This is a genomic window from Psychroflexus salarius, assembly GCF_900129035.1.
In the GTDB taxonomy this organism is placed as follows: Bacteria; Bacteroidota; Bacteroidia; order Flavobacteriales; family Flavobacteriaceae; genus Psychroflexus; species Psychroflexus salarius.
This window is the reverse complement of sequence record NZ_FQTW01000001.1, coordinates 603,915-626,380: the sequence shown is the minus strand read 5'-3', so window position 1 is coordinate 626,380 and position 22,466 is coordinate 603,915. Positions and strand designations below refer to the sequence as shown.

Genomic DNA, 22,466 nt, shown 5'->3' with positions numbered 1-22,466 from the left:
ATTTTGAGCATTAAAAAACCTGCTATAGATAGCAGGTTAAATTATAAAATATATTTTAATTAGCTGACGTTTAAGCTAGACATTCCGCCGTCTACACCTAAAATTTGTCCTGTAATCCAGGTTGATTCTTCAGATAGTAAAAAGCTTGCTATGCTGGCGATGTCTTTAGGCTCACCAACTCGTTTTAATGGGTGGCGATCATCCATTTTTTCTTTCTTTTTATCGTTACCCAATAATTTTCCAGCAAGTGGTGTGTTAACTAATGATGGTGCAATCACATTAACACGAAATGACGGTGCATATTCTGCTGCTAGTGAGCGAGCAAACCCTTCAATAGCACCTTTTGCTGCAGCAACGCTTGTGTGGAAAGGCATGCCTGTTTGAACAGCTACCGTGCTAAAATAGACCAAACTTGCTTGTTCTGATGCTTTTAATTTTCCTAAAAGCCCATGTGTAATCTTAACCAAACTCATAAAGTTAAGTTGCAAGTCTTCTTCAAAAACCGAAGGCTTCATCATTTTAAAAGGCTTTAAATTAATTGAGCCAGGACAATAAACCAAACCATCAAGTTGGTCTGGTAAATCTAAGTTTGAAACATCATCGTTTAGAGCATCAAACTTTTGATAGTTAAGATTGAATTCACTTAAGTTTTCGTCACTTCTTGAAGCAACAATTAAGTTATGACTTTCATGTAATTGCTTAACTATTTCAAGTCCGATGCCTTTGCTTCCTCCAATTAGTAGTATATTCTTTTTCATAGCATTTAGTTTTTATACACTCCAAAAATGGCATGCATTTTTGAAGTTCTTTGATTAAAAATTTGTTTAAGTTTTGGCTCTATTAAAACAGGACGTAATAATTCACCAATAAAACCAAAAGGCACCTGATAATGTACAATGTCTGTTATCTCAACGCCGTTCTCGATTTCTTTAATAAAGTGTTGATGATGCCATATTTTATAAGGTCCTAATAACTGTATATCAACAAAATAATCAGGTTCATGAACTTGTGTGATTTCAGTAACCCATTTTGTTGTGAAACCTTTAAATGGCGTGACTTTATATTGAATTATTTGTCCTGGATATGTTTGTTTACTTAAGCCAGAAATAATTTCAAAGCCCATATCATCTGGCATTATTTTTTGAAGGTTTTCAGGATTTGATAAAAATGCCCAAGCCTTTTCTTTAGATATCGGTAATTTTATACTTTGGTTTATTTCATGTAAACTCATATTTCAAAAGTATGAGTTATATTGTTTAATTTAAAACTATATAAGTTAAACAAAAGTTATAGTTTGAATGGCTTATATTTGATTAAAATTATTCGGTATGAGATTTTACGTGGTATTATTTTTATTGTTGTTATTTTCATGTAAACCGCTGAGCATATCAAACACAAAAATTACATGTAAGTCAGGTTACGACTGTGAGGTCAATTATTATGAAGAAACTGAGCTAATTGAAAAAAATGATGGGCTTAATCAATTGTATTTAAGTCACAAAGAAAACTCTAATTACAAGCTTGTTTCAGTTAATGTTGCGGCTTCAGAACAACCTATCAAAGCACAAGATATGGCACAAATTATGTACTTTTTTAATTTTAAGACATCTCCAAAGTCTGCCATTAAAGGTTTAAAAGTCTACAAAAAGATTAATTGTAAATGTCCTGATGCTGGTTTAGTTCAGTTAAAAAATATTAAGGTTACAATGGTTGAAAATCAACAGCATGCTTATCTTCAATTGTTAGCAGATGAGTTAGATTTACTGGAAGGTTCAGTTCTTTTAAAATTAAGATGATTAGTTATCTTTAACATCACTTGGAAATGGTGGTGGTCCGGGCGTATTTGACGGAAACCGGTTTTTGTTTTGTTTTCCTTCGGTTATTTTGTATAAATTATAAGGGTAAAACTTAGAAAATATGCGTTCTCGCTTATTACAATTTAATTCAGCAAAAGCTTTATTAAATTCTTTTTTTGCGGTAACATTCCAAACGTATAGGTACACTTCTCGTATATAATTCTCAAGTAATTTGTATCGGTCTTTGTTACCAAAAGCTCGCATAGCTATAATTGCTTTTTTTGGAGATTCTGCTAATCGATTTTTTTGCTTTGGGTTATCTATAAAGTTAAGTATGAGCTCTTTAAACTTAATTTCTGAAAGCTGTTTGTATGGTTCATCGTTAATAATTAAGGTATTATCTTGAGCAATAATAATTGTAAGTAAATTTCTAATTTTTTCACTCTTATATTGCTCTTCAGAGATTGCAGTGTTTAATTGGCATTTCCCATCAAACCATTCTTGAGTAAAACCTAGACTTGTTGTAAATACACAAACCGCTAATAATAAAATCTTCATCTCATAAATTTTGGTCTAAAGTTACGTATAATTTTATAAAAGCTGATGCTTATCATTTTTAATATCACTCATTTAGGTCAATTTTGAGCAAAACTTCTTAAATGTCAAAAATTAATTCCTGTTATCATTGTGGTGATGACTGTAAACCGACTGATATCATTCATGATGAGAAGCATTTTTGCTGTAATGGTTGTAAAACAGTTTATGAAATTTTTTCTGAAAATGATTTAAGTTGTTATTACGATTTAAGCCAAAATCCTGGCGCAACACCAGAAGAAATTAAAGGTAAATTCGATTTCCTAGATCAAGAAGATATTAAGCTGAAGTTAATCGATTTTGCAGATGCTTCAACTGAAGTTGTAAGTCTTTACATTCCACACATTCATTGTAGCTCTTGTATTTGGATTTTAGAAAACCTAAATAAGCTTCAGCCAGCAATAAAGCATTCACAGGTTAATTTCCCTAAGAAAAGTATTAATATTACTTATAATACAGAATCAACTTCGCTTAAGCATATTGTAGAACTGTTAACTTCAATTGGATATGAACCTTACATCAGTTTAGAGAATTTAGAGAAAAAAACAGGCGCGAATAATAATAGTTTAATTTACAAAATAGGTGTGGCTGGTTTTGCATTTGGCAATGTAATGTTTTTGTCATTTCCAGAGTATTTTGAAGTGAATGAGTTTTGGTTAGACCAATACAAACCCATATTTAGATGGCTAATGTTTAGCTTTAGTGTACCGGTGGTTTTTTACGCAGGTCAAGATTACTTCATTTCGGCTTACAAAGGCTTAAAATCTAAAATGTTAAATATAGATGTACCGATAGCACTCGGTATATCAGTGCTTTTTATTCGCAGTGTTGTTGATATAAGCTTCAATTTAGGAACTGGTTTTTTTGATAGTCTTACAGGTTTAGTTTTTTTCTTGTTGCTTGGTAAATTCGTTCAACAAAAAACTTATAATTACCTATCGTTCGAGCGTGACTACAAGTCGTATTTTCCAATAGCGATTACAAAAATACATCCTCAAACTAATTCTGAAGAAAATATTGAAGTATTTAAAATCAAAAAGGAAGATCGCTTGCTTATTAGAAATCAGGAACTTATTCCTGTTGATGCAATTTTGATGACAGATGAAGCTAACATCGATTATAGTTTTGTAACAGGTGAAGCAAAATTAGTGAAGAAAAAATCTGGCGATAAACTTTTTGCTGGCGGAAAAATTGTAGGAAATGCCATTGAAGTTATTGCTGAAAAATCGGTTGAACAAAGTTACTTAACACAGCTTTGGAGTAATGATATTTTTAAAAGTGACTATCAGCCAAAATTTAAATCTTTAATAGATAAAATAAGTAAAAAATTTACCGTTGCGGTATTAAGTATAGCAAGTATTTCACTTATTTTTTGGCTGTTTTATCAACCGGCTTTAGCCCTTAATGTATTTACAGCTGTATTAATTATTGCTTGTCCTTGTGCCATAGCTTTAGCAACACCATTTACGATGGGAAATTTACTTCGAATTTTTGGTCAGCATGGTTTTTATCTCAAGCACATTAATAGCTTAGAACAATTTGCTGAAATTAACACATTTGTGTTTGACAAAACAGGAACGATTAGCTCAAGTAAGATGAGTAAAATAGCTTATCATGGTTTAACATTATCGGCTGAAGATACAGCGATTTTAAAAGATTCGTTTAGAAATTCTAATCATCCATTAAGTCGAGAACTTTATAGCTTTTTAGATACTTTAGACCTTAAAACTGTAGATGATTTTGAAGAAATCCTAGGCGAAGGCATTCATTCAACATTCAACTCACACAATTATAAGCTAGGCTCTCACAGTTTTGTTGAGGCAAATTCATCACATCAAAAATTAAATGAAACCGCAGTCTATGTTAAAAAAGACCAGCAAGTTTTAGGAAAATTTGTATTTGAGACTTCCTATCGTGAAGGTTTACAAGACCTTTTTAAAACCTTAGACCAAACTTATAAACTAGTTGTTCTGTCAGGTGACAATACTGGAGAAAAGCAGTATTTAAGCAAATTATTGCCACAATCTACCCAGTTAAAGTTTAATCAAAAACCCGATGCAAAAATGCGCTATATCGAAGCACTTCAAGAAGAAGGAAAGCAAGTTTGTATGTTAGGAGACGGACTTAATGATGCTGGCGCGCTAAAACAAGCTGATGTAGGTATTGCGATTTCAGAAAATGTTAATGTCTTTTCGCCAGCTTGTGATGCCATTTTAAGCGCTAAGCAATTTAAATACCTAGCCGATTTTTTAAAAGTTTCTCAACAAGGTATGCGTGTGATCAAGTTAAGTTTTTTGTTTTCATTTATCTACAATAGTATAGGTCTATATTTTGCAGTAACTGGGCAATTAAAACCCGTTATTGCGGCTATTTTAATGCCATTAAGTTCAATTAGTATCGTGGTATTTACAACTTTAGCAACCGCATATATTTCAAAAAAACTTCCAAAAATGTAAAGAACTTTAAATATGACTAAAGTCATTTTTTAAGCTTCATAATGCCTTTACTTTTGGATAAAATTAACACTATGAACGTTATTTACGGTTTACTAGCTATCAGTATTGCTATAGCGATTGTGTTTTTTATTGTGTTTATAGTTTCAGTAAAAAACCATCAATATGAAGATACTTATACACCATCAGTACGAATGTTATTTGATGATGAGCTAGTTAAAACTGATAAATCGGGTTCTTCATCTTCTTCAGAAAATCAAAAACCAAATCATAAACATAAACAATCATAACTATGGAGTTAGAGCAATTTAACTACGATAATAAGATCGTAAGAAACTTCCTGTATGCAACCATTGTTTGGGGTGTTGTAGGAATGTCTGTTGGCCTCTTGTTGGCTTTTCTTTTTTTATTTCCAGATTTAACTGACGGCATTTCGTGGTTAAGTTTTGGGAGATTAAGACCGTTGCATACGAATGCAGTAATTTTTGCCTTTGTTGGGAATGCCATTTTTGCTGGTGTATACTACTCAACTCAACGTTTACTTAAAGCAAGAATGTTTAGCGACTTCTTAAGTAAATTAAACTTTTGGGGTTGGCAATTAATCATCGTTGCAGCCGCAATTACATTACCATTGGGTTACACAACAACTAAAGAGTATGCAGAGCTTGAGTGGCCAATAGATATTGCAATTGCAATAGTTTGGGTTGCTTTTGGGTGGAACTTAATCGGAACCATGATTAAGCGTCGCCAACGTCATTTTTATGTGGCAATCTGGTTCTACGTGGCAACTTTCGTTACTGTTGCTGTACTTCATATATTTAATAATTTAGAGTTACCTGTTAGTTTTCTAAAAAGTTATTCAGTTTACGCTGGTGTTCAAGATGCTTTGGTGCAGTGGTGGTATGGTCATAATGCCGTAGCCTTCTTTTTAACAACTCCGTTCTTAGGTTTAATGTATTATTTTGTTCCTAAAGCAGCAAACAGACCTGTATATTCTTATAAATTATCTATCATTCACTTCTGGTCTTTAATTTTCATATATATCTGGGCTGGTCCTCACCACTTATTATATACAGCTCTACCAGATTGGGCGCAAAGTTTAGGGACTACATTTTCAATTATGTTATTAATGCCATCTTGGGGTGGTATGATTAACGGTTTGTTAACTCTAAGAGGTGCTTGGGATAAAGTTAGGACTGATCCTGTTCTTAAATTTATGGTTGTTGCTATTACAGGTTATGGTATGGCAACATTTGAAGGACCAATGTTGTCACTTAAAAACGTAAATGCTATTGCCCATTTTACTGATTGGATTATTGCTCACGTTCATGTTGGTGCACTAGCTTGGAATGGTTTCTTAACCTTTGGTATGATTTATTGGTTAGTGCCTAGATTATTTAAAACAAAGTTGTTTTCAGTCGGTTTAGCTAACGCACACTTCTGGGTAGGAACCTTAGGTATTGTTTTATATGCCTTACCAATGTACGTGGCCGGATTTTTACAAGCATCTATGTGGAAACAGTTCAATCCTGATGGAACATTAGTTTATGGTAACTTCTTAGAAACCGTTACCGAAATTATGCCAATGTATTGGATGAGAGCTATCGGTGGTACATTGTATATTTTAGGAATGATCATGTTAATTGTAAATGTCGTTCAAACTATTAGATCAGGCTCTGCAGTTGAAAACGAATTAGCTGAAGCTGCACCACTTAAAAGAATATCAAAACGTCGTTTAGCTGGAGAAACTTTTCATACTTGGTTAGAGCGTAAGCCAATTCAGTTGGCTGTGCTTGCAACCATAGCTATTTTAATTGGTGGTATAGTTCAAATTGTACCAACTTTATTAGTAGACTCTAATATTCCAACAATTACAAGTGTTAAACCTTATACGCCTCTTGAACTTGAAGGACGTGACCTATACATGCGTGAAGGTTGTGTAAGCTGTCACTCTCAAATGGTACGTCCATTTAGAAGTGAGGTAGAACGTTATGGTGAATATTCTAAAGCTGGAGAATACGTATATGATCATCCATTTTTATGGGGAAGTAAGCGTACAGGACCAGATTTGCATCGCCTTGGTAATAAATATTCAGATAACTGGCATTTTAATCACATGTATAATCCGCAGAGTACCTCACCAGGTTCAATTATGCCAAGTTATCAGTGGTTAATTAAAAATGAATTAGACAAGTCTGATACTGAAGCTAAAATGCAAACTTTAGTAACACTAGGTGTGCCATATTCAGAAGAAGAAATTGAAAATGCTCAAGAACAAATGCTAAAGCAAGGCGCTGAAATAGAAAAGAACTTATATAACGATCCAGATTTTGTAAAAAGTTATGAAGCTGATCGTGCAAGAGCTGAAGCACAAGGTTTAGAGTTTGTTGAAATGAAAAACCGCGAAATCGTTGCTTTAATTGCCTACCTTCAAAGACTAGGAACAGATATAAAAGTAAACAAAACTCAAGAAGCTTCTGCTTCTAAATAAAACTTAAAGTTATGTTGAAGTTTGTAAAAGAAAATCTAGAAACTATAGTAGGAATTGAGTTATACCCTATTATTTCATTACTCATCTTTTTTACCTTTTTTGTTGCACTGTTTTGGTGGGTGATGACTTACAATAAGAAAAATATTAAATTTTTAAGCGAACTGCCTTTAGAGCAAAAAAAAGAAGATAAACAATGAGAAATTTAGCATCATTTTTACGAATTATTGTTCTGCTAAGTGTGGCTTTCATAGGAGTCGAGTATTTAGTAGAAACTGAACCAGGCCAGTGGGCTGTACTTGAATATCCTAATACTTGGGTTTTTCTTGGAATAGTATTTTTATTTTCAGTAGCGATAGAAGTATCAATCTCAGCTCTAAATAATACGCTTTATCAAGCTTTAACAGAAGATAAAAAAGAACGCTATCACGCTCTTGAAGCAGAACGTAAACAAGCCTTTGCGAAGAAGTTTGACTGGCTGTTAAAAGCCTTAACTCGTTCAAAACCAATTGAAACTGAAGAAGAAATTGAGCTTGACCATAACTATGATGGTATTAGAGAGCTCGACAATAAGCTTCCGCCATGGTGGGTTTATAGCTTCTACATTAGCATTGTCTTTGCTGTTGTTTATTTGGCGAGATTCCACGTGTTTAATGATTATACCCAGGAAGAAGAATATGAAATGGAAGTGGCTCAGGCTAAAATCGATATAGAAGAGTATAAAAAAACAGCCAAAGATTTAGTAGACTTTGAAACAGTTACCATGTTAACGGAAGCCTCAGACTTACAAGCTGGTGAAGCCATTTATACAACTAATTGTGTTGCATGTCACAAATCTGATGGTGGTGGTGGTATTGGGCCAAATTTAACAGACGAAAATTGGATTTTAGGCGGTGGTATTAAAAATGTCTTTAAAACAATTAGCGAAGGTGGCCGTCCAGGTAAAGGTATGGTGTCATGGAAAAACGATTTAAAACCTTCTGAAATGCAACAAGTTGCTAGTTACGTGCTAAGTTTATATGGTACAGAGCCAGCTGACCCTAAAGCGGCTGAAGGCGAAATTATTTGGCAACCTGAATCATAATCTAAATTAAACTGACATGGAAGATCAAAGTAGCAATAGCGAAAAATTTAGAGATAGCATTGGCACCATTAATGATGATGGTAAGCGCCAATGGGTCTATCCTAAAAAACCTTCAGGCAAGTTTTATGAATACAGGAAGTGGGTAAGTTATGCTCTTTTAATCTTTTTATTCTCAGCACCATTTATTAAAATTGATGGTAATCAGTTTTTACTATTTAATGTTTTAGAACGTAAGTTCAATATTTTCGGATTTCCATTTTGGCCGCAAGATTTTTACTTGTTTGTAATTTCCATGATTATTGGCGTTGTTTTTATTGCTTTTTTTACCGTTGCTTTTGGGCGAATTTTCTGCGGGTGGATTTGCCCACAAACCATTTTTTTAGAAATGGTCTTTCGCAGAATTGAATATGCTATAGAAGGTGATCGTAACAAGCAAATGAAGCTTGATAAAATGCCTTGGAATAAAGAAAAAATCATCAAAAAATCATCTAAGTGGTTAATCTTCGCCATTATTTCATTCCTGGTAGCAAATATATTTCTTGCTTATCTAATTAGTAGTGACGAGTTAATAAAATACATTACAGAAGGCCCAATGCAACATTTGGGAACGTTTATACCGCTTATTATTTTCACAGGAGTTTTCTACTTTATTTTCGCTTGGTTTAGAGAACAGGTTTGCATCATCGCTTGTCCTTATGGTCGTTTACAAGGTGCGTTACTAGACAATAAATCTGTCGTCGTTGCTTATGATCACAAACGTGGAGAAGCCGAAAAAGGCCGTAAAAAATTCAAGAAAAATGAAGATCGACAAGCAGAAGGTTATGGCGACTGTATAGACTGTAATCAATGTGTTACCGTTTGTCCAACTGGTATTGATATTAGAAACGGGACACAATTAGAATGCGTAAATTGTACAGCTTGTATCGATTCATGCGATTTGGTCATGGAGCGTGTTAATTTACCTAAAGGTTTAATTAGATATGCTAGCGAAGAAAATATTGAAAAGAAAAAGCCATTTGAATTTTCGGCTCGTATGAAAGCCTATTCAGGTGTTTTAGTTATTTTAATCGGAATTTTAATAGGAATGTTGTTTTTACGCACAAGTGTTGAAGCAAAGATTTTACGCTTACCAGGTGAACTTTATGAAACCAAAGAAAACGGCATGGTAAGTAACGTATTTACCTACAAAATCATCAATAAAACCACTAAAGAAATGGATAGTATACATTTTGAATTACTATCTCATAAAGGAAAAATTAAACTTGTAAAAGAAAATAACTTCACTATTCCTGAACAAGGTCTATCTGAAGGAACACTGTTTATTGAAATTAATCCAGCCCTACTATCGGGTGATAAGAACGATCTTGAAATTGGTGTTTACAGTAATAAAACACTTATTGACAAAACAAAAACCAATTTTATGGGACCAAGAACTTTTAATTAGTTTTAAGTTTAAACAACTCAAAAAACCTTTTGTTAAATCAAAAGGTTTTTTGTTTTATATAATACCAAATATCCCATAAAATAAGACAAATAATTAGTTTCTAATTGCCTTTCTCTTCGTTAAAAAAATGAAACGTAGCTTAGGCTATGCTTAATTTTTTTGCCTTGATTAAGGCAATTATAATTCAATTTCTTTTATCTCATTTTATAGAATATTTGGTATAAGTATGACGATTATCATAAATTTTACCGCAGTAAAAAATGATATTTGTTTCTCGAACACAAATCTTTTACGATAATGAAATTAAACTGGGGAACTTCAATAGTCATTGCTTTCATTCTATTTATCGGCTTTATCATGTTTTTTGTAGTTAATATGTTAACCGATGATAAATATGATCACGATTTAGTAGTCGAATCATATTACAAGAAAAATTTAACCCTTCAAAAAGATATAGACGACTCAAAAAAAGCGTTGGCTTTAGATCAAAATGTTGAAATTAATCTGGCTAAAGAAGGTTTAGAAATTATTTTTCCAACAGAATTTAATTTTGCTGATATTAAGGCTGAATTATTTATGTATAGACCATCAGATAAAGCACTTGATTTTACCACAAACCTTCAGTTGAAGTCATCACGTTTTGTATTACCTCATAATGACTTTACATCAGGTCGTTGGGATGCTATATTGAAGTTTTCATATAATAATGAAGATTATATGGTAACTAAAAAAATTAATAAATAATGCTTTGGTCCGCCTTCATACTAGGGTTTTTAGGAAGTTTACATTGTGTAGGAATGTGCGGGCCAATTGCATTAATGTTGCCAGTTTCTCAGCATAATCCCTATAAAAAAAGCCTTCAAATACTATTGTACAACGTAGGTAGAGTATTAACCTACATCATCATTGGTTTAGTTTTTGGTTTATTAGGTGAAAGTATTGCTACCTTTGGTTTTCAGCAACAATTATCTATTATAATTGGTATAATAATGCTACTTTCTGTTATTTTACCTCAAAAGCAATTACAAAAGTTTAAAATTTCTAAACCTTTTTACAAAGCAGTGGCTAAAGTGAAATCTGAGATGGGTGAAAGCTTCAAAAAGAAAAGTTTTGATACATTTTTTTATTTAGGATTTTTAAATGGCTTTCTACCATGTGGATTAGTTTATATGGCTGTTTTTGCCTCAATAGCAACGGCAGACTTAACAATGAGTGCTGCTTACATGGCTTTATTCGGTTTAGGTACAATACCAATGATGGCTATGGTAACTTATATGAGGGATTTTACAAAAAATGTATTAAAGTTAAACCTACGTAAAATCATACCTTATGCAGTTGCTGTTATTGGTATATTGTTTATTTTACGAGGTATGGGATTAGGTATTCCATATATTTCTCCAAAACCGATGACTGAAAAAGTGACAGCCGATTTAAATTGTCATTAAATATAATTATATGAAATATACAGATAAAAAAATAGCCGTTTCACTCGTCAACAGCGGTGACCGTATTTTTTTTCAAGGTGCCGCTATGACACCACAAGTTCTAATTGATGCCTTGTGCGATCGTTATGAGGAATTAGAAGATGTTGAAATCGCTCAACTTCATACCGAAGGAAATGCAAGGTATACACAAGAGCCTTATTCAAATGTCTTTAAAATCAATAGTTTTTTTGTTGGTGGTAATGTTCGTAATGCTATAAATTCTACTCATGGAGATTACGTGCCTATTTTTTTAAGTGAAATCAGTTTGTTATTTAAAAAAGATATCTTACCATTAGATGTTGCTTTTATTCAAGTTTCACCACCAGATAAACATGGTTATTGTTCATTGGGAACTTCAGTAGATGTGACATTGTCAGCAATCGAGAAGGCCACACGAATAATTGCCCAAGTAAATCCTCAAGTACCTCGTTCGCACGGTGATGGAATTATTCATGTTGATCAAATTGATGCTGCTATTGAAGTAGATGAATCCATATTTGCCCATGATGCTTTAATTCCAACTCCTATTGAAGAAAAAATAGGTCAGCATGTGGCACATCTTGTTGAAGATGGTGCAACACTTCAAATGGGAATAGGTGCTATACCAAATGCCGTATTAGCAAATTTAGACCAACATAAAGGTTTAGGGATTCATACTGAAATGTTTTCAGATGGTGTACTTCCTTTAGTTGAAAAAGGAGTCATAACAGGAGAGCATAAAGTTGTTAAGCAAGGAAAAATAGTGACTTGTTTTGCTATGGGTTCTCAAAAGCTATATGATTTTATAGATGAAAATCCGTTGGTTCATTTTAAAGAAGCCTCATACACTAATGATACGGCTTTAATTAGAAGAAACCCAAAAGTAACTGCCATAAATTCAGCTATAGAAATTGATTTGACAGGTCAAGTTTGTGCAGATACTATTGGTAAACGTCAATATTCAGGTGTTGGCGGTCAAATGGATTTTATACGAGGTGCTTCACTTTCTGAAGGTGGAAAAGCAATTATAGCCATGCCTTCAGCTACTGCTAAAGGTTTAACTAAAATAGTACCATTTTTAAATCAAGGTGCTGGCGTTACAACAACCAGAGCCCACGTTCATTATGTTGTAACTGAAAATGGAGTAGTTAATTTATACGGGAAAAACTTAAAGCAACGAGCAGAAGCACTTATTTCAATAGCTCATCCAGACCATCAAGAAGAACTGACAAAAGCGATGTTTGAGCGTTTTGGCAAGTAGTTTGTAACATTAATAATAAATAAAAGTTATGAGTGAAAAATTTAATAAAATTATAGAAAGCGACACGCCTGTATTAATCGATTTTTTCGCTGATTGGTGTGGACCTTGTAAAATGCTGTCACCAATTTTAGAAGATGTTAAATCTGAACTTGGTGATGAGGTTAAAATTATAAAAATTGATGTTGATAAAAATCAAGCTTTAGCAGCAAAATATCAAGTTAGAGGTGTGCCAACGATGCTAATTTTTAAAAATGGAAAACAACTTTGGCGACAAAGCGGCGTTTTGCAAAAAGATGATTTGATTAATACAATAAAATCAAATTCTTAATTATAGATTTAATTAGTTAGTTGTTTTGAGGCCTTGAGTAATAGCTCAAGGCTTCTGATTTTATAACTAACATAAAGTTTAAGGTGTAAAACTGATTTTGATTAACAAAGTCATTGTACTGATTTGAAGTTCTTACTCGGTCAGATAAGTTATAATTATAGTCAATCCCTACGCCAATACCTAAGTTTTCGGCCTTGTTAAAAAAGTATTGAACAAATACGCCGCCTGTTAAACCATTAAAATTAAGCTTATAATCATTATTGCCAGTGTTTTTTCTATTTTTTAAGGTAGATAAACTATAACCCAAACTCGTTCTTAATTCAAGTTTTCTAGCTAGTTTTAATTTGTATAGTCCAAAAAACGCGTGTGTAGAAATTCGTGCTGAATGAAATCGACTTCCTAAAAAATTATCTTTCGCTAAATCTAATTCAGAGCGTTTTAGATGAATTCCAATGCCTAAGTTTTTGTAAAAAAAGAAGTTAAAACCAATATTAAAACCTAAGTCATTTCCATCATAAGCTTCATGGATGAAATTATCGCCAACCGCTTCAAAAATACCTGTCCCTAATAAAAGTTCATAATGAAATAGCGAATCATTCTCAACTGCTTTATTTGATGCATTTAAATTTTGACCAAAACTAAATGAAGTAGTGAAAATAAAAATGAGCGCAATAAGTTTTGAATGATCCATTAATTTAGTTTTTTAACTCGTTGGTTAATATACTTAAATTCATACTCATCTGCATTGTATGGTCTTATAATAATCGGTGTTAAAATTACTTCACCATCAACTTCAATTTGAAATAAATAGTCTTCGTTATTCTTAATATATAAGTGCGAATTATTGATGTTTTTAGGATGAAAAATGCTAAATACACCATTTTCATCTGAAGTTGTTTCAACGCCAAGATCATCAAAACTATTGAAAAACTCTACCGAATCATAAGTTTCAATATCAGTATTTGTTAAACCAAGAATAACATTATTTGCCGGCTGATTGTTTTCTAAAACTAAATTACCCTCGTAAACCGAAACTGTATTATCAATATCAACAACAGCTGGGCAACTGGTTAAGTTTAAAACGAGTATAGTGCTAAATATTTTTTTTAACATAAAAAAAGGTGTAACGGGTTAATTACACCTTAAAAATAGTTTTTTATTTGTATTTGTTGTTGGATTTACAAAATCTTTACTTAAATTTTAAATGTAATGACTGGTAAATCTGAGTGATTAACAACGTCTTCACCAATACTACCATTAAAGAAGTGAGATAGACCTTTTCTGCCATGAGTTGGCATAGCAATAAGCTCGGCACTTTCATTATTTGCAGCGTTTAAAACGCCTTGCTCTATTGTATAATCATTGTAAATAATTATGTTTTCATGATTTAGAGGAACTTGAACTTCATTTAAAAAATTGCGCATGTGATTAGTAACTTCACTTGTGCTATAAAATTGATTTCCTGGTAAGTTAACGTAAACTAATTTCATTTTAGCGCCGAAACTGTCAGCAAATGTTTTGGCTTTATTGTAAGCTTCCACATTTTCAAGTTCAAAATCAGTAGCGAATAAAACGGTTTTAAAATCTAAATTTTCGATGTCGTGTTTAACTACTAAAACAGGTACGTTAGAATGTCTAACAACTTTTTCTGTATTGGAGCCAATTAAAACTTCTTCTAAACCGCTTGCGCCATTTGAACCCATGATAATTAAATCTATATCTTGATCTTTAACCGCTTCTTTAATGCCAAATGTAGCAGAACCGACTTCAACTAAATCGTTGGTTTCAATATCTTTCAAAAAATCTTTATCTAAAAAGTCGCTAAATTTCTTTTTAGCTAATTTCATAAAAAAGATGATTTGCTCATCATCGACATTAAATTGTTCAGCGCCAAAAAGTGATTCAGCGAGTTCAATAACGTGTAAAACGTGAATCTTAGCATTATTACGTTGCGCAAGTTTTGCAGCTACTCTAAGGGCATTTTCAGATGGCTTAGAGAAATCGACTGGTACTAAAATGTTTTTCATTGTTTTGGATTTTTAGGTTGAATATTATATAGTCATAGAAAAGAGTTGCTGGTCTGGTTGGGCTCTTTTTAGGCGTAAATCAAATGCCATGCATATATTCCTTATGAATGCTTTGCCTTTCTGAGAAACTTCAACTGAGTTTTGATGAATTGTTAAAAGTTGGTCGGCTTCAAACTCACTTAAATTATTTATGATTGAGTTAAAATCTATAATGGCTTCCTCTTTTTTATTCCACTTGGTTTCAAAGTTACACATTAAATTTAAAATTTGCTTTCTTATAATTAAGTCTTCGTTGTTTAATAGGTGTCCCCTGAAAATTGGTAATTCATTTCGATTAATTTTCTTGTAATAATCGTCAAGTTTTTTTTCGTTTTGAGCAAAAGCCAACCAGCTGTCACTAATTGCAGAAACGCCTAGACCAATCATTGTCTGGGTTTTTGTTGTGGTGTAACCCATAAAATTTCGATGCAAGGTATTGGTGTGATATGCTTTAGATAAATCGTCTTCTGGAAGCGCAAAATGATCCATCCCAATTTCTATGTAACCGATTTCTTCTAACATTTTTTTACCGGTTTCATATTGCTGTCTTTTGAGTTCAGGCGAAGGTAAATCACTTTCATTATAACCGCGCTGACCATTACCTTTGGTCCACGGCACATGTGCATAACTGTAAAATGCAATGCGGTCTGGCATCAGTAATTTAGTCTTTTCGATAGTATTAATTACATCTTCAAGGCTTTGCATAGGTAAACCGAAAATAATATCGTGACCAACTGATTTGTAACCAATTTCTCGCGCTATGTTAGTAGCATGTTCAACGGCTTCAAAACTTTGAATTCGGTGGATGGCTATTTGTACTTTGGGATTATAGTCTTGAATGCCATAACTTACGCGTGAAAATCCTAAATCATAAAGTGTTTCTAGGTGAGCTCGGCTAGTGTTGTTCGGGTGACCTTCAAAGCTAAATTCTATTTCATCAGTTACTTCAACCGTATCTAAAATAGATTTGATAAGATTTTCTAAGTTTTCAGCAGAAAAAAAAGTCGGCGTTCCACCGCCTAAGTGAATTTCCTTTAAAACAGGCGTTTCATCTAAAATCTCTAAATACATTTGCCATTCTTTTAAAACAGCTTCGATATAAGGCTTTTCGACATCATGCCGCTTTGTAATGCGTTTATTACAAGCGCAAAAGGTGCATAGACTTTCACAAAATGGTAAATGAATGTACAGACTTAAGGCTTTAGAATCTTGTTGCTGCAAACTTGAAATCCATTTTTGGGTAGAAAAATCGATGTCTTCCCAAAATGGCACGGTTGGATAACTTGTGTATCTCGGCCCAGGAACATTGTATTTTGCAATTAAATCTTGCATGGTTTATAGGAATTTATTCAAAATTAGCTTTAAATTGAGGCCTTATAAATGATAATTGTCAGTAATCGAAGGAATTGACCTAAATTTGAATGATGCCAAAGTTGAAAGATTTAATTTACGTTAGTTTGCAAGCCGTATTGTTTGTTTTGTATGTGATTCCCGTACAAATTGAAGTTTCTTTACTAATAGATGTATCGGGCTGGTTTTGGTGGGCTTTTATTGGCATAGGTGTTATAATCGGTTTGCTGGCTTTACTTCAATTAAACACTAATTTGTCGCCTTTTCCGAGCCCTAAACATGATTCAACATTAATGACTTCAGGTGTTTTTAAATATATCAGGCATCCCATATACACAGCCATTCTTCTGGTGTGTTTTAGTTATGCAATGTTAAATTCTAATAGCTGGAAACTTATAATTTCTTTTAGTCTACTTATTTTATTTTGGTTTAAATCTACTTATGAAGAACAATTATTGCGCAAAAAATTTCCTGACTATAAAGCCTATCAATCTAAAACTGGTCGTTTTTTTCCGAAGTTTTAAAGGCTTTTTGTGATTTGTGTTACAATTACTAGGGCATAGAATGTCTATTTTTGTAATATGTTAGAGAAGTATCTAAATATAGTTGAAGAATCTTTCGTAGGTTATTTTAATTACTTAGTTTCAGAAATTGCCAACCCACATTTAACCAATTACTTTTATTGGTTATTGGCACTTTCAATATTGGTGCTTTTATTTGAAATTATATTGCCTTGGCGAAAGGGACAAAAAGTTCTGCGCAAAGGTTTCTGGCTCGATGTATTTTATATTTTTTTCAACTTTTTTCTATTTTCTTTAATTGGCTACAATGCACTATCAAACATCGGTGTTAACTTATTTAATGATGTTTTGGCTTGGTTTGGTATTTCTAACATCGTAGCCATAGAACTGCAAAGTATGCCTGTTTGGTCACAACTTCTAATCATGTTTGTTGTCGCCGATTTTATTCAATGGTTTGTTCACGTACAACTTCATAAACAACCTTGGTTATGGAAATTTCACAAAGTTCATCACAGTGTGCAAGAAATGGGTTTTGCAGCTCATTTTAGATTTCATTTTATGGAAACTATTATCTATAAATCTGTTCAATACATTCCCTTAGCGATGATTGGGTTCGGTATTGAGCAATTTTTCGTGGTGCATATGTTCAGTGTGTTTATCGGTCATTTAAATCACGCCAATTTGCCATGGAATTATGGGTGGTTAGGTTATATTTTTAATAACCCAAAAATGCATATTTGGCATCATTCTAAAGCTTTACCAGAGTCGCACAGCTACGGAATGAATTTTGGTATTTCTTTGAGTATTTGGGATTATATTTTTAAAACAGCTTACATTCCGAAAGAAGGTAAAAATATTAATTTAGGTTTTGAAAAAGTAGAAGATTACCCACAAGACTTTTTTGGTCAATTAATGCAACCATTTAAAGAAAAATAAATCTTTTCTACTTATGACATCAGTTTTTGAATTATAATTTTGAGTCAATTTAATCGAAGTTGTATTTTTATCAAAAATATTAATTGAATGGATATAGCGTCAAAAATTCAGCAACTTCGCGAAGAACTGCATCAGCATAATTACAATTATTATGTCTTAGATCAACCTGAAATTAGCGATTATGAGTTTGATATTAAACTAAAAGAACTACAAGAATTAGAAGCGCAACATCCAGAATTGTATGATTCCAACTCACCAACTCAACGTGTTGGTGGTCAGGTTACCAAAAATTTCCCAACGGTTATTCATGATTTTCGCATGTACTCTTTATCAAATTCGTACTCCAAAGACGATTTGTTAGATTGGGAAAGCCGTTTAAAAAAGCAAATAGAACAACCCATCAGTTTTGTTTGTGAATTGAAATATGATGGCGCTTCAATAAGTTTAACTTACCAAAACGGTCAGCTTTTTAGAGCTGTTACACGAGGTGATGGTACCCAAGGCGATGAAGTGACCGCCAATATAAAGACAATAAAAAATGTACCATTAAAGCTAAAAGGAACAGATATTCCAGAACGCTTTGACATCAGAGGAGAAATTGTTTTGCCCTATGAAGGCTTTGCGAAATTAAACGCTGAACGTATTGAACAAGGTGAAGATCCTTTTGCAAACCCTAGAAATACAGCTTCTGGCAGTTTAAAATTACAAGATAGTGCTGAAGTTGCCAAACGCCCTTTGCAGTGTTTGCTTTACAATTTAACAGGAACAAAGTTACCAGTTACAACACAATTTGAGAGTTTGCAGAAAGCTCGTGATTGGGGTTTTGATGTTCCTAATGAAGCAAAGTTGGTTCATTCAATTGATGAGGTTATAGAGTTTATTAATTATTGGGATGAAGCGCGTCATAATTTAGCTTATGAAACCGATGGTGTAGTTATTAAAGTCAATAATTTAGATCAACAAGATGAACTGGGTTATACGGCAAAATCGCCACGTTGGGCAATGGCATATAAATTTAAAGCAGAACAGGTAAGCACAGTTTTAAATACAATCACCTATCAAGTTGGTCGCACAGGAGCTATAACGCCTGTGGCAAATCTAACACCAGTTCAGTTAGCTGGAACCACTGTAAAACGCGCTTCCCTGCATAACGCTGACCAAATTGAGAAACTAGATGTTCGTGTTAATGACCACGTATTTGTTGAAAAAGGCGGCGAAATTATCCCTAAAATTGTTGGGGTAGATTTTACAAAACGGTATCAAGATTCTAAGCCTACGCAATATATTTCAACTTGTCCTGAATGTCATACAGAATTAGTAAGACAAGAAGGCGAGGCACTTCATTTTTGCCCAAACACTAAAACTTGTCCGCCACAAGTAATCGGTAGAATTCAGCATTTTATTTCTCGTAAAGCTATGGATATAGAAGGTATAGGTGGCGAAACAGTGGCCTTATTGGTTAATGCTGATTTAATAAAAAATTATGCCGATTTATATATTTTACAAAAAGAAGATGTCTTACCATTAGATCGGATGGCTGAAAAGTCAGCAGAAAATTTAATTAAAGGAATTGAAGCTTCTAAACAAGTACCTTTTGAACGCGTATTATTTGCATTAGGCATTCGCTATGTTGGAGAAACAGTTGCCAAAACCTTAGCTAAACATTATCAATCTATCAGTGCTTTAATGCAAGCTACTCAAGAAGAACTTACCCAAGTTGATGAAATTGGCGAACGGATCGCACAATCGGTAGTCACATTTTTTAAGGATAATGACAATCAGCTACTAGTGGCTCGGTTACAAAAGCACGGCTTACAAATGCAAATTTCTGAGACGGAAAAAGCTAAACAAAGTGACCGATTGAAAGGACTTAAAATTGTAATTTCAGGTGTTTTTGAAAAATTTAGCCGAAAAGAACTAAAAGATTTAATTGAAACTAATGGTGCTAAAAATACCAGCTCAATCTCAAAAAGCACTGATTATCTGGTCGCTGGCGATAAAATGGGGCCAAGTAAACTCAAAAAAGCTGAAGGTTTAGGCGTCAAAATTATTTCTGAAAGCGATTTTTTAGAATTGGTTCAGGAGTAAACCACTTAAGTGCTATTTTAAACTCAAGGTAAATGAAAGGATTAGCCTTGGATAAATCAAATTATTTATAGATTATTTAAAGACATCACACAGCGCTAATTCACAACTATAAGGTTAGCTTATCAAACCATTGTATTAAAATATGATTTACTTATTGTTTTAGATATTCGTATATTTATTTTTGATTCATTAATTAAAAAAATAATATCATGAATAAATTTTTAACATCAGTGATGGTGTTGGTTGTTTCAATAGCCTTCGCTCAACCAGCATCACAAGGCATTGAAGCTTGTCCTTATTTATCTGCTCAAGCCAATGCGCAGTCAAACGCAAAAAACCAAACATCAAAGGCAAAAATGGAGGCCAAAGAATGGTGGCCAAATCAGTTAAATCTTGACATTTTAAGACAAAACGCTGATAAATCTAACCCTATGGGAGAAGATTTTAACTACATTGAAGCTTTTAGAAGCTTAGATTATTTTGCACTGAAAGAAGACATCAGAAAAGTTTTAACAGACTCTAAAGAATGGTGGCCAGCAGACTTCGGTCATTATGGTGGTTTGTTTATTAGAATGGCTTGGCATAGCGCTGGAACTTATAGAACCGGCGATGGTCGTGGTGGTTCACGCTCAGGACAACAGCGTTTTGCACCACTAAACTCATGGCCAGATAATGCTAATTTAGATAAAGCCAGACGTTTACTTTGGCCAGTCAAACAAAAATACGGCAGTAAAATTTCTTGGGCTGATTTAATGATTTTAGCTGGTAATGTTGCATTAGAAGATATGGGCTTTGAAACTGCTGGATTTGCAGCAGGTCGTGTTGATGTTTTTGAGCCTGAAGAAGATGTTTATTGGGGACCAGAATCTGAAATGCTTAAAAGAAAGCGTTTTGAAGAAGATGGCGAATTACAAAATCCGCTTGCAGCAACACAAATGGGTTTAATTTATGTAAATCCTGAAGGTCCAAATGGTATTCCAGACCCATTAGCAGCAGCAGAAGCAATTCGAGTTACTTTTGCTAGAATGGGTATGAATGATGAAGAAACAGTTGCTCTTATTGCAGGTGGTCACACTTTAGGTAAAACACATGCAGCAGCAGAAGACCATCACATGGGACCTGAACCAGAAGCTGCGCCTATTGAAGAACAAGGTTTAGGCTGGAAGAGTTCATATAAATCAGGTAAAGGTGCAGATGCAATTACTTCTACAGTTGAAGTGACTTGGACATCTACACCAACGGAATGGAGCCACGACTATTTAACATTCTTATTCAAATACGATTGGGAATTAATGAAAAGTCCTGCTGGTGGACACCAATGGGTTGCTAAAGATGCTGAAGCTATTATACCGCATGCCTTCGATGAAGACAAAAAGCAGAAACCTTACATGTTAACAACCGATGTAGCATTAATTAAAGATCCAGTTTACAAGAAAATTTCTAAACGCTTTTTAGAAGATGAAGATGCTTTTAAAGATGCCTTTGCAAAAGCTTGGTTTAAATTAACACATCGTGATATGGGACCTAAAAGTTCTTATATCGGACCTGAAATTCCTGAAGAAGATTTTATCTGGCAAGACCCAATTCCAGCTGTTGACCATAAATTAGTGACTTCAAATGATATTGAATCACTTAAAAAACAAATTTTAAATTCAGATTTAAGTACCAGTGAACTTGTAAAAACCGCTTGGGCTTCAGCTTCAACTTATCGTGAATCTGATAGACGTGGTGGCGCTAATGGTGCACATATTTTATTAGAGCCGCAACGCAATTGGGAAGTAAATAACCCTAAAGAATTAAATAAGGTTATTTCTGAATTAGAAAAAATCCAAAAAAAGTTTAACCGCAAAGCAAAGTCAGGAAAAGAAATTTCAATGGCAGACTTAATTGTTCTTGCTGGAAATGCGGCGATAGAAAAAGCAGCAAAAGACGCTGGCATTGAAATAACAGTTCCTTTTCAGCCTGGTCGTATGGATGCGCTACAAGAACAAACCGATGTTGAATCGATGCAATTTTTAAAGCCTTATGCTGACGGATTTAGAAACTATAGCGGTAAAAAATACACGTATTCAACTGAAGAATTACTTGTTGATAAAGCACAACTGCTAACCTTGACACCACCTGAAATGACAGTTTTAGTTGGCGGTATGCGAGTACTTGGTGCTAACTATGACAACTCGAATCACGGTGTGTTTACAGACCAAGAAGGTGTTTTAACAAATGATTTCTTTGTGAACTTATTGAGCATGGATTATAAATGGCGTTCAATTTCTGAAGATGATGAGTTATTTGAAATTGTTGATCGTAACTCTGGTGAAGTGAAGTGGACAGCCACAAGAGCTGATTTGATTTTTGGTTCTAATTCTGAACTTCGAGCGCTTGCTGAAGTTTACGCAGCAAATAATGCTCAAGAAAAGTTTGTAAAAGATTTTGTTGCTGCTTGGTCTAAAGTAATGCAATTAGATCGCTTTGATTTGAAAATGTAGTGTTTTTTGATTGTTTATTAATTTAAAAGCCAGCGTGTAAACGCTGGCTTTTATAATTTTTAGAGAATAGTTAGTAATATTTAAATTTAGAAGATTTTTATTTTAGGC

The 22,466-nt window shown here is 33.5% G+C and carries 22 protein-coding genes; 15 read left to right on the top strand and 7 right to left on the bottom strand.

Annotation, left to right across the window (positions count from 1 at the left end):
* Positions 1–59 precede the first annotated feature (59 nt).
* Positions 60–758, bottom strand: a complete 699-nt coding sequence (locus tag BUB82_RS02810) for an SDR family NAD(P)-dependent oxidoreductase (protein ID WP_073191710.1) — start codon at positions 756–758, stop codon at positions 60–62.
* A gap of 5 nt (positions 759–763) precedes the next feature.
* Entirely contained in the window at positions 764–1,231 is a 468-nt protein-coding gene (locus BUB82_RS02805) for an SRPBCC family protein (RefSeq protein WP_073191709.1), read from the bottom strand.
* Between the two features lie 97 nt (positions 1,232–1,328).
* Between BUB82_RS02805 and BUB82_RS02800 the strand changes: the two genes are divergently transcribed.
* Positions 1,329–1,796: a hypothetical protein gene (locus BUB82_RS02800; RefSeq protein ID WP_073191707.1), complete on the top strand. Its 468-nt coding sequence runs from the start codon at positions 1,329–1,331 to the stop codon at positions 1,794–1,796.
* Here BUB82_RS02800 and BUB82_RS02795 read toward each other — a convergent pair whose 3' ends face one another.
* The gene (locus tag BUB82_RS02795; RefSeq protein WP_073191705.1) at positions 1,797–2,354 is read right to left on the bottom strand and encodes a hypothetical protein; all 558 of its coding nucleotides are present in this window, start codon (positions 2,352–2,354) and stop codon (positions 1,797–1,799) included. It abuts the gene before it with no gap.
* 101 nt (positions 2,355–2,455) lie between these two features.
* Here BUB82_RS02795 and BUB82_RS02790 point away from each other — a divergent pair, with 101 nt between their 5' ends.
* The 10 genes from BUB82_RS02790 (at position 2,456) to trxA (ending at position 12,911) form a co-directional block, all read left to right on the top strand.
* The gene (locus BUB82_RS02790; RefSeq protein ID WP_073191703.1) at positions 2,456–4,846 is read left to right on the top strand and encodes a heavy metal translocating P-type ATPase; all 2,391 of its coding nucleotides are present in this window, start codon (positions 2,456–2,458) and stop codon (positions 4,844–4,846) included.
* A gap of 71 nt (positions 4,847–4,917) precedes the next feature.
* A complete protein-coding gene (ccoS, locus tag BUB82_RS02785; RefSeq protein WP_073191885.1) occupies positions 4,918–5,133 on the top strand; it encodes a cbb3-type cytochrome oxidase assembly protein CcoS in 216 nt (71 codons plus the stop codon).
* A gap of 2 nt (positions 5,134–5,135) precedes the next feature.
* Complete coding sequence (gene ccoN / locus BUB82_RS02780) at positions 5,136–7,334, top strand: cytochrome-c oxidase, cbb3-type subunit I (RefSeq protein WP_073191701.1); 2,199 nt, start codon at positions 5,136–5,138, stop codon at positions 7,332–7,334.
* A gap of 11 nt (positions 7,335–7,345) precedes the next feature.
* Positions 7,346–7,531, top strand: coding sequence for a cytochrome C oxidase subunit IV (locus tag BUB82_RS02775; RefSeq protein WP_073191699.1), 186 nt, complete (start codon positions 7,346–7,348; stop codon positions 7,529–7,531).
* Complete coding sequence (locus BUB82_RS02770) at positions 7,528–8,415, top strand: cbb3-type cytochrome c oxidase N-terminal domain-containing protein (protein ID WP_073191698.1); 888 nt, start codon at positions 7,528–7,530, stop codon at positions 8,413–8,415. Before BUB82_RS02775 ends, BUB82_RS02770 begins: the two co-directional genes overlap by 4 nt.
* A gap of 16 nt (positions 8,416–8,431) precedes the next feature.
* Entirely contained in the window at positions 8,432–9,859 is a 1,428-nt protein-coding gene (gene ccoG / locus BUB82_RS02765; RefSeq protein ID WP_073191697.1) for a cytochrome c oxidase accessory protein CcoG, read from the top strand.
* 297 nt (positions 9,860–10,156) lie between these two features.
* Positions 10,157–10,603: a FixH family protein gene (locus tag BUB82_RS02760; RefSeq protein ID WP_073191695.1), complete on the top strand. Its 447-nt coding sequence runs from the start codon at positions 10,157–10,159 to the stop codon at positions 10,601–10,603.
* Positions 10,603–11,304 (top strand): sulfite exporter TauE/SafE family protein, encoded by a 702-nt coding sequence (locus BUB82_RS02755; RefSeq protein WP_073191694.1) that lies wholly within the window; start codon positions 10,603–10,605, stop codon positions 11,302–11,304. Before BUB82_RS02760 ends, BUB82_RS02755 begins: the two co-directional genes overlap by 1 nt.
* 10 nt (positions 11,305–11,314) lie before the next feature.
* Entirely contained in the window at positions 11,315–12,583 is a 1,269-nt protein-coding gene (locus BUB82_RS02750; RefSeq protein WP_073191692.1) for an acetyl-CoA hydrolase/transferase family protein, read from the top strand.
* 28 nt (positions 12,584–12,611) lie between these two features.
* On the top strand, positions 12,612–12,911 hold the full coding sequence (gene trxA / locus BUB82_RS02745) for a thioredoxin (RefSeq protein WP_073191690.1): 300 nt from the start codon (positions 12,612–12,614) through the stop codon (positions 12,909–12,911).
* A 16-nt stretch (positions 12,912–12,927) separates the two neighbouring features.
* On the opposite strand, the gene BUB82_RS02740 is transcribed toward trxA, so the two are convergent.
* The 4 genes from BUB82_RS02740 to hemN form a co-directional block, all read right to left on the bottom strand.
* Positions 12,928–13,602, bottom strand: a complete 675-nt coding sequence (locus tag BUB82_RS02740) for a hypothetical protein (protein WP_073191688.1) — start codon at positions 13,600–13,602, stop codon at positions 12,928–12,930.
* Complete coding sequence (locus BUB82_RS02735) at positions 13,602–14,024, bottom strand: hypothetical protein (protein ID WP_073191686.1); 423 nt, start codon at positions 14,022–14,024, stop codon at positions 13,602–13,604. Before BUB82_RS02735 ends, BUB82_RS02740 begins: the two co-directional genes overlap by 1 nt.
* Before the next feature lie 80 nt (positions 14,025–14,104).
* Positions 14,105–14,938 carry a universal stress protein gene (locus BUB82_RS02730; RefSeq protein ID WP_073191684.1) on the bottom strand — a complete coding sequence of 278 codons (834 nt, stop codon included), beginning with the start codon at positions 14,936–14,938 and terminating at the stop codon, positions 14,105–14,107.
* Positions 14,939–14,962: 24 nt separating this feature from the next.
* Positions 14,963–16,309, bottom strand: coding sequence for an oxygen-independent coproporphyrinogen III oxidase (gene hemN / locus BUB82_RS02725; RefSeq protein WP_073191683.1), 1,347 nt, complete (start codon positions 16,307–16,309; stop codon positions 14,963–14,965).
* A gap of 92 nt (positions 16,310–16,401) precedes the next feature.
* On the opposite strand from hemN, the gene BUB82_RS02720 reads away from it, so the two are divergent.
* From BUB82_RS02720 to katG, 4 genes are all read left to right on the top strand, one after another.
* Positions 16,402–16,851, top strand: coding sequence for a methyltransferase family protein (locus BUB82_RS02720; protein WP_073191682.1), 450 nt, complete (start codon positions 16,402–16,404; stop codon positions 16,849–16,851).
* 57 nt (positions 16,852–16,908) lie between these two features.
* Positions 16,909–17,784: a sterol desaturase family protein gene (locus BUB82_RS02715; protein WP_073191680.1), complete on the top strand. Its 876-nt coding sequence runs from the start codon at positions 16,909–16,911 to the stop codon at positions 17,782–17,784.
* Between the two features lie 87 nt (positions 17,785–17,871).
* Positions 17,872–19,872 carry an NAD-dependent DNA ligase LigA gene (ligA, locus tag BUB82_RS02710; protein WP_073191678.1) on the top strand — a complete coding sequence of 667 codons (2,001 nt, stop codon included), beginning with the start codon at positions 17,872–17,874 and terminating at the stop codon, positions 19,870–19,872.
* Positions 19,873–20,081: 209 nt separating this feature from the next.
* Positions 20,082–22,358, top strand: coding sequence for a catalase/peroxidase HPI (gene katG / locus BUB82_RS02705; RefSeq protein ID WP_073191676.1), 2,277 nt, complete (start codon positions 20,082–20,084; stop codon positions 22,356–22,358).
* Positions 22,359–22,466: the final 108 nt, after the last annotated feature.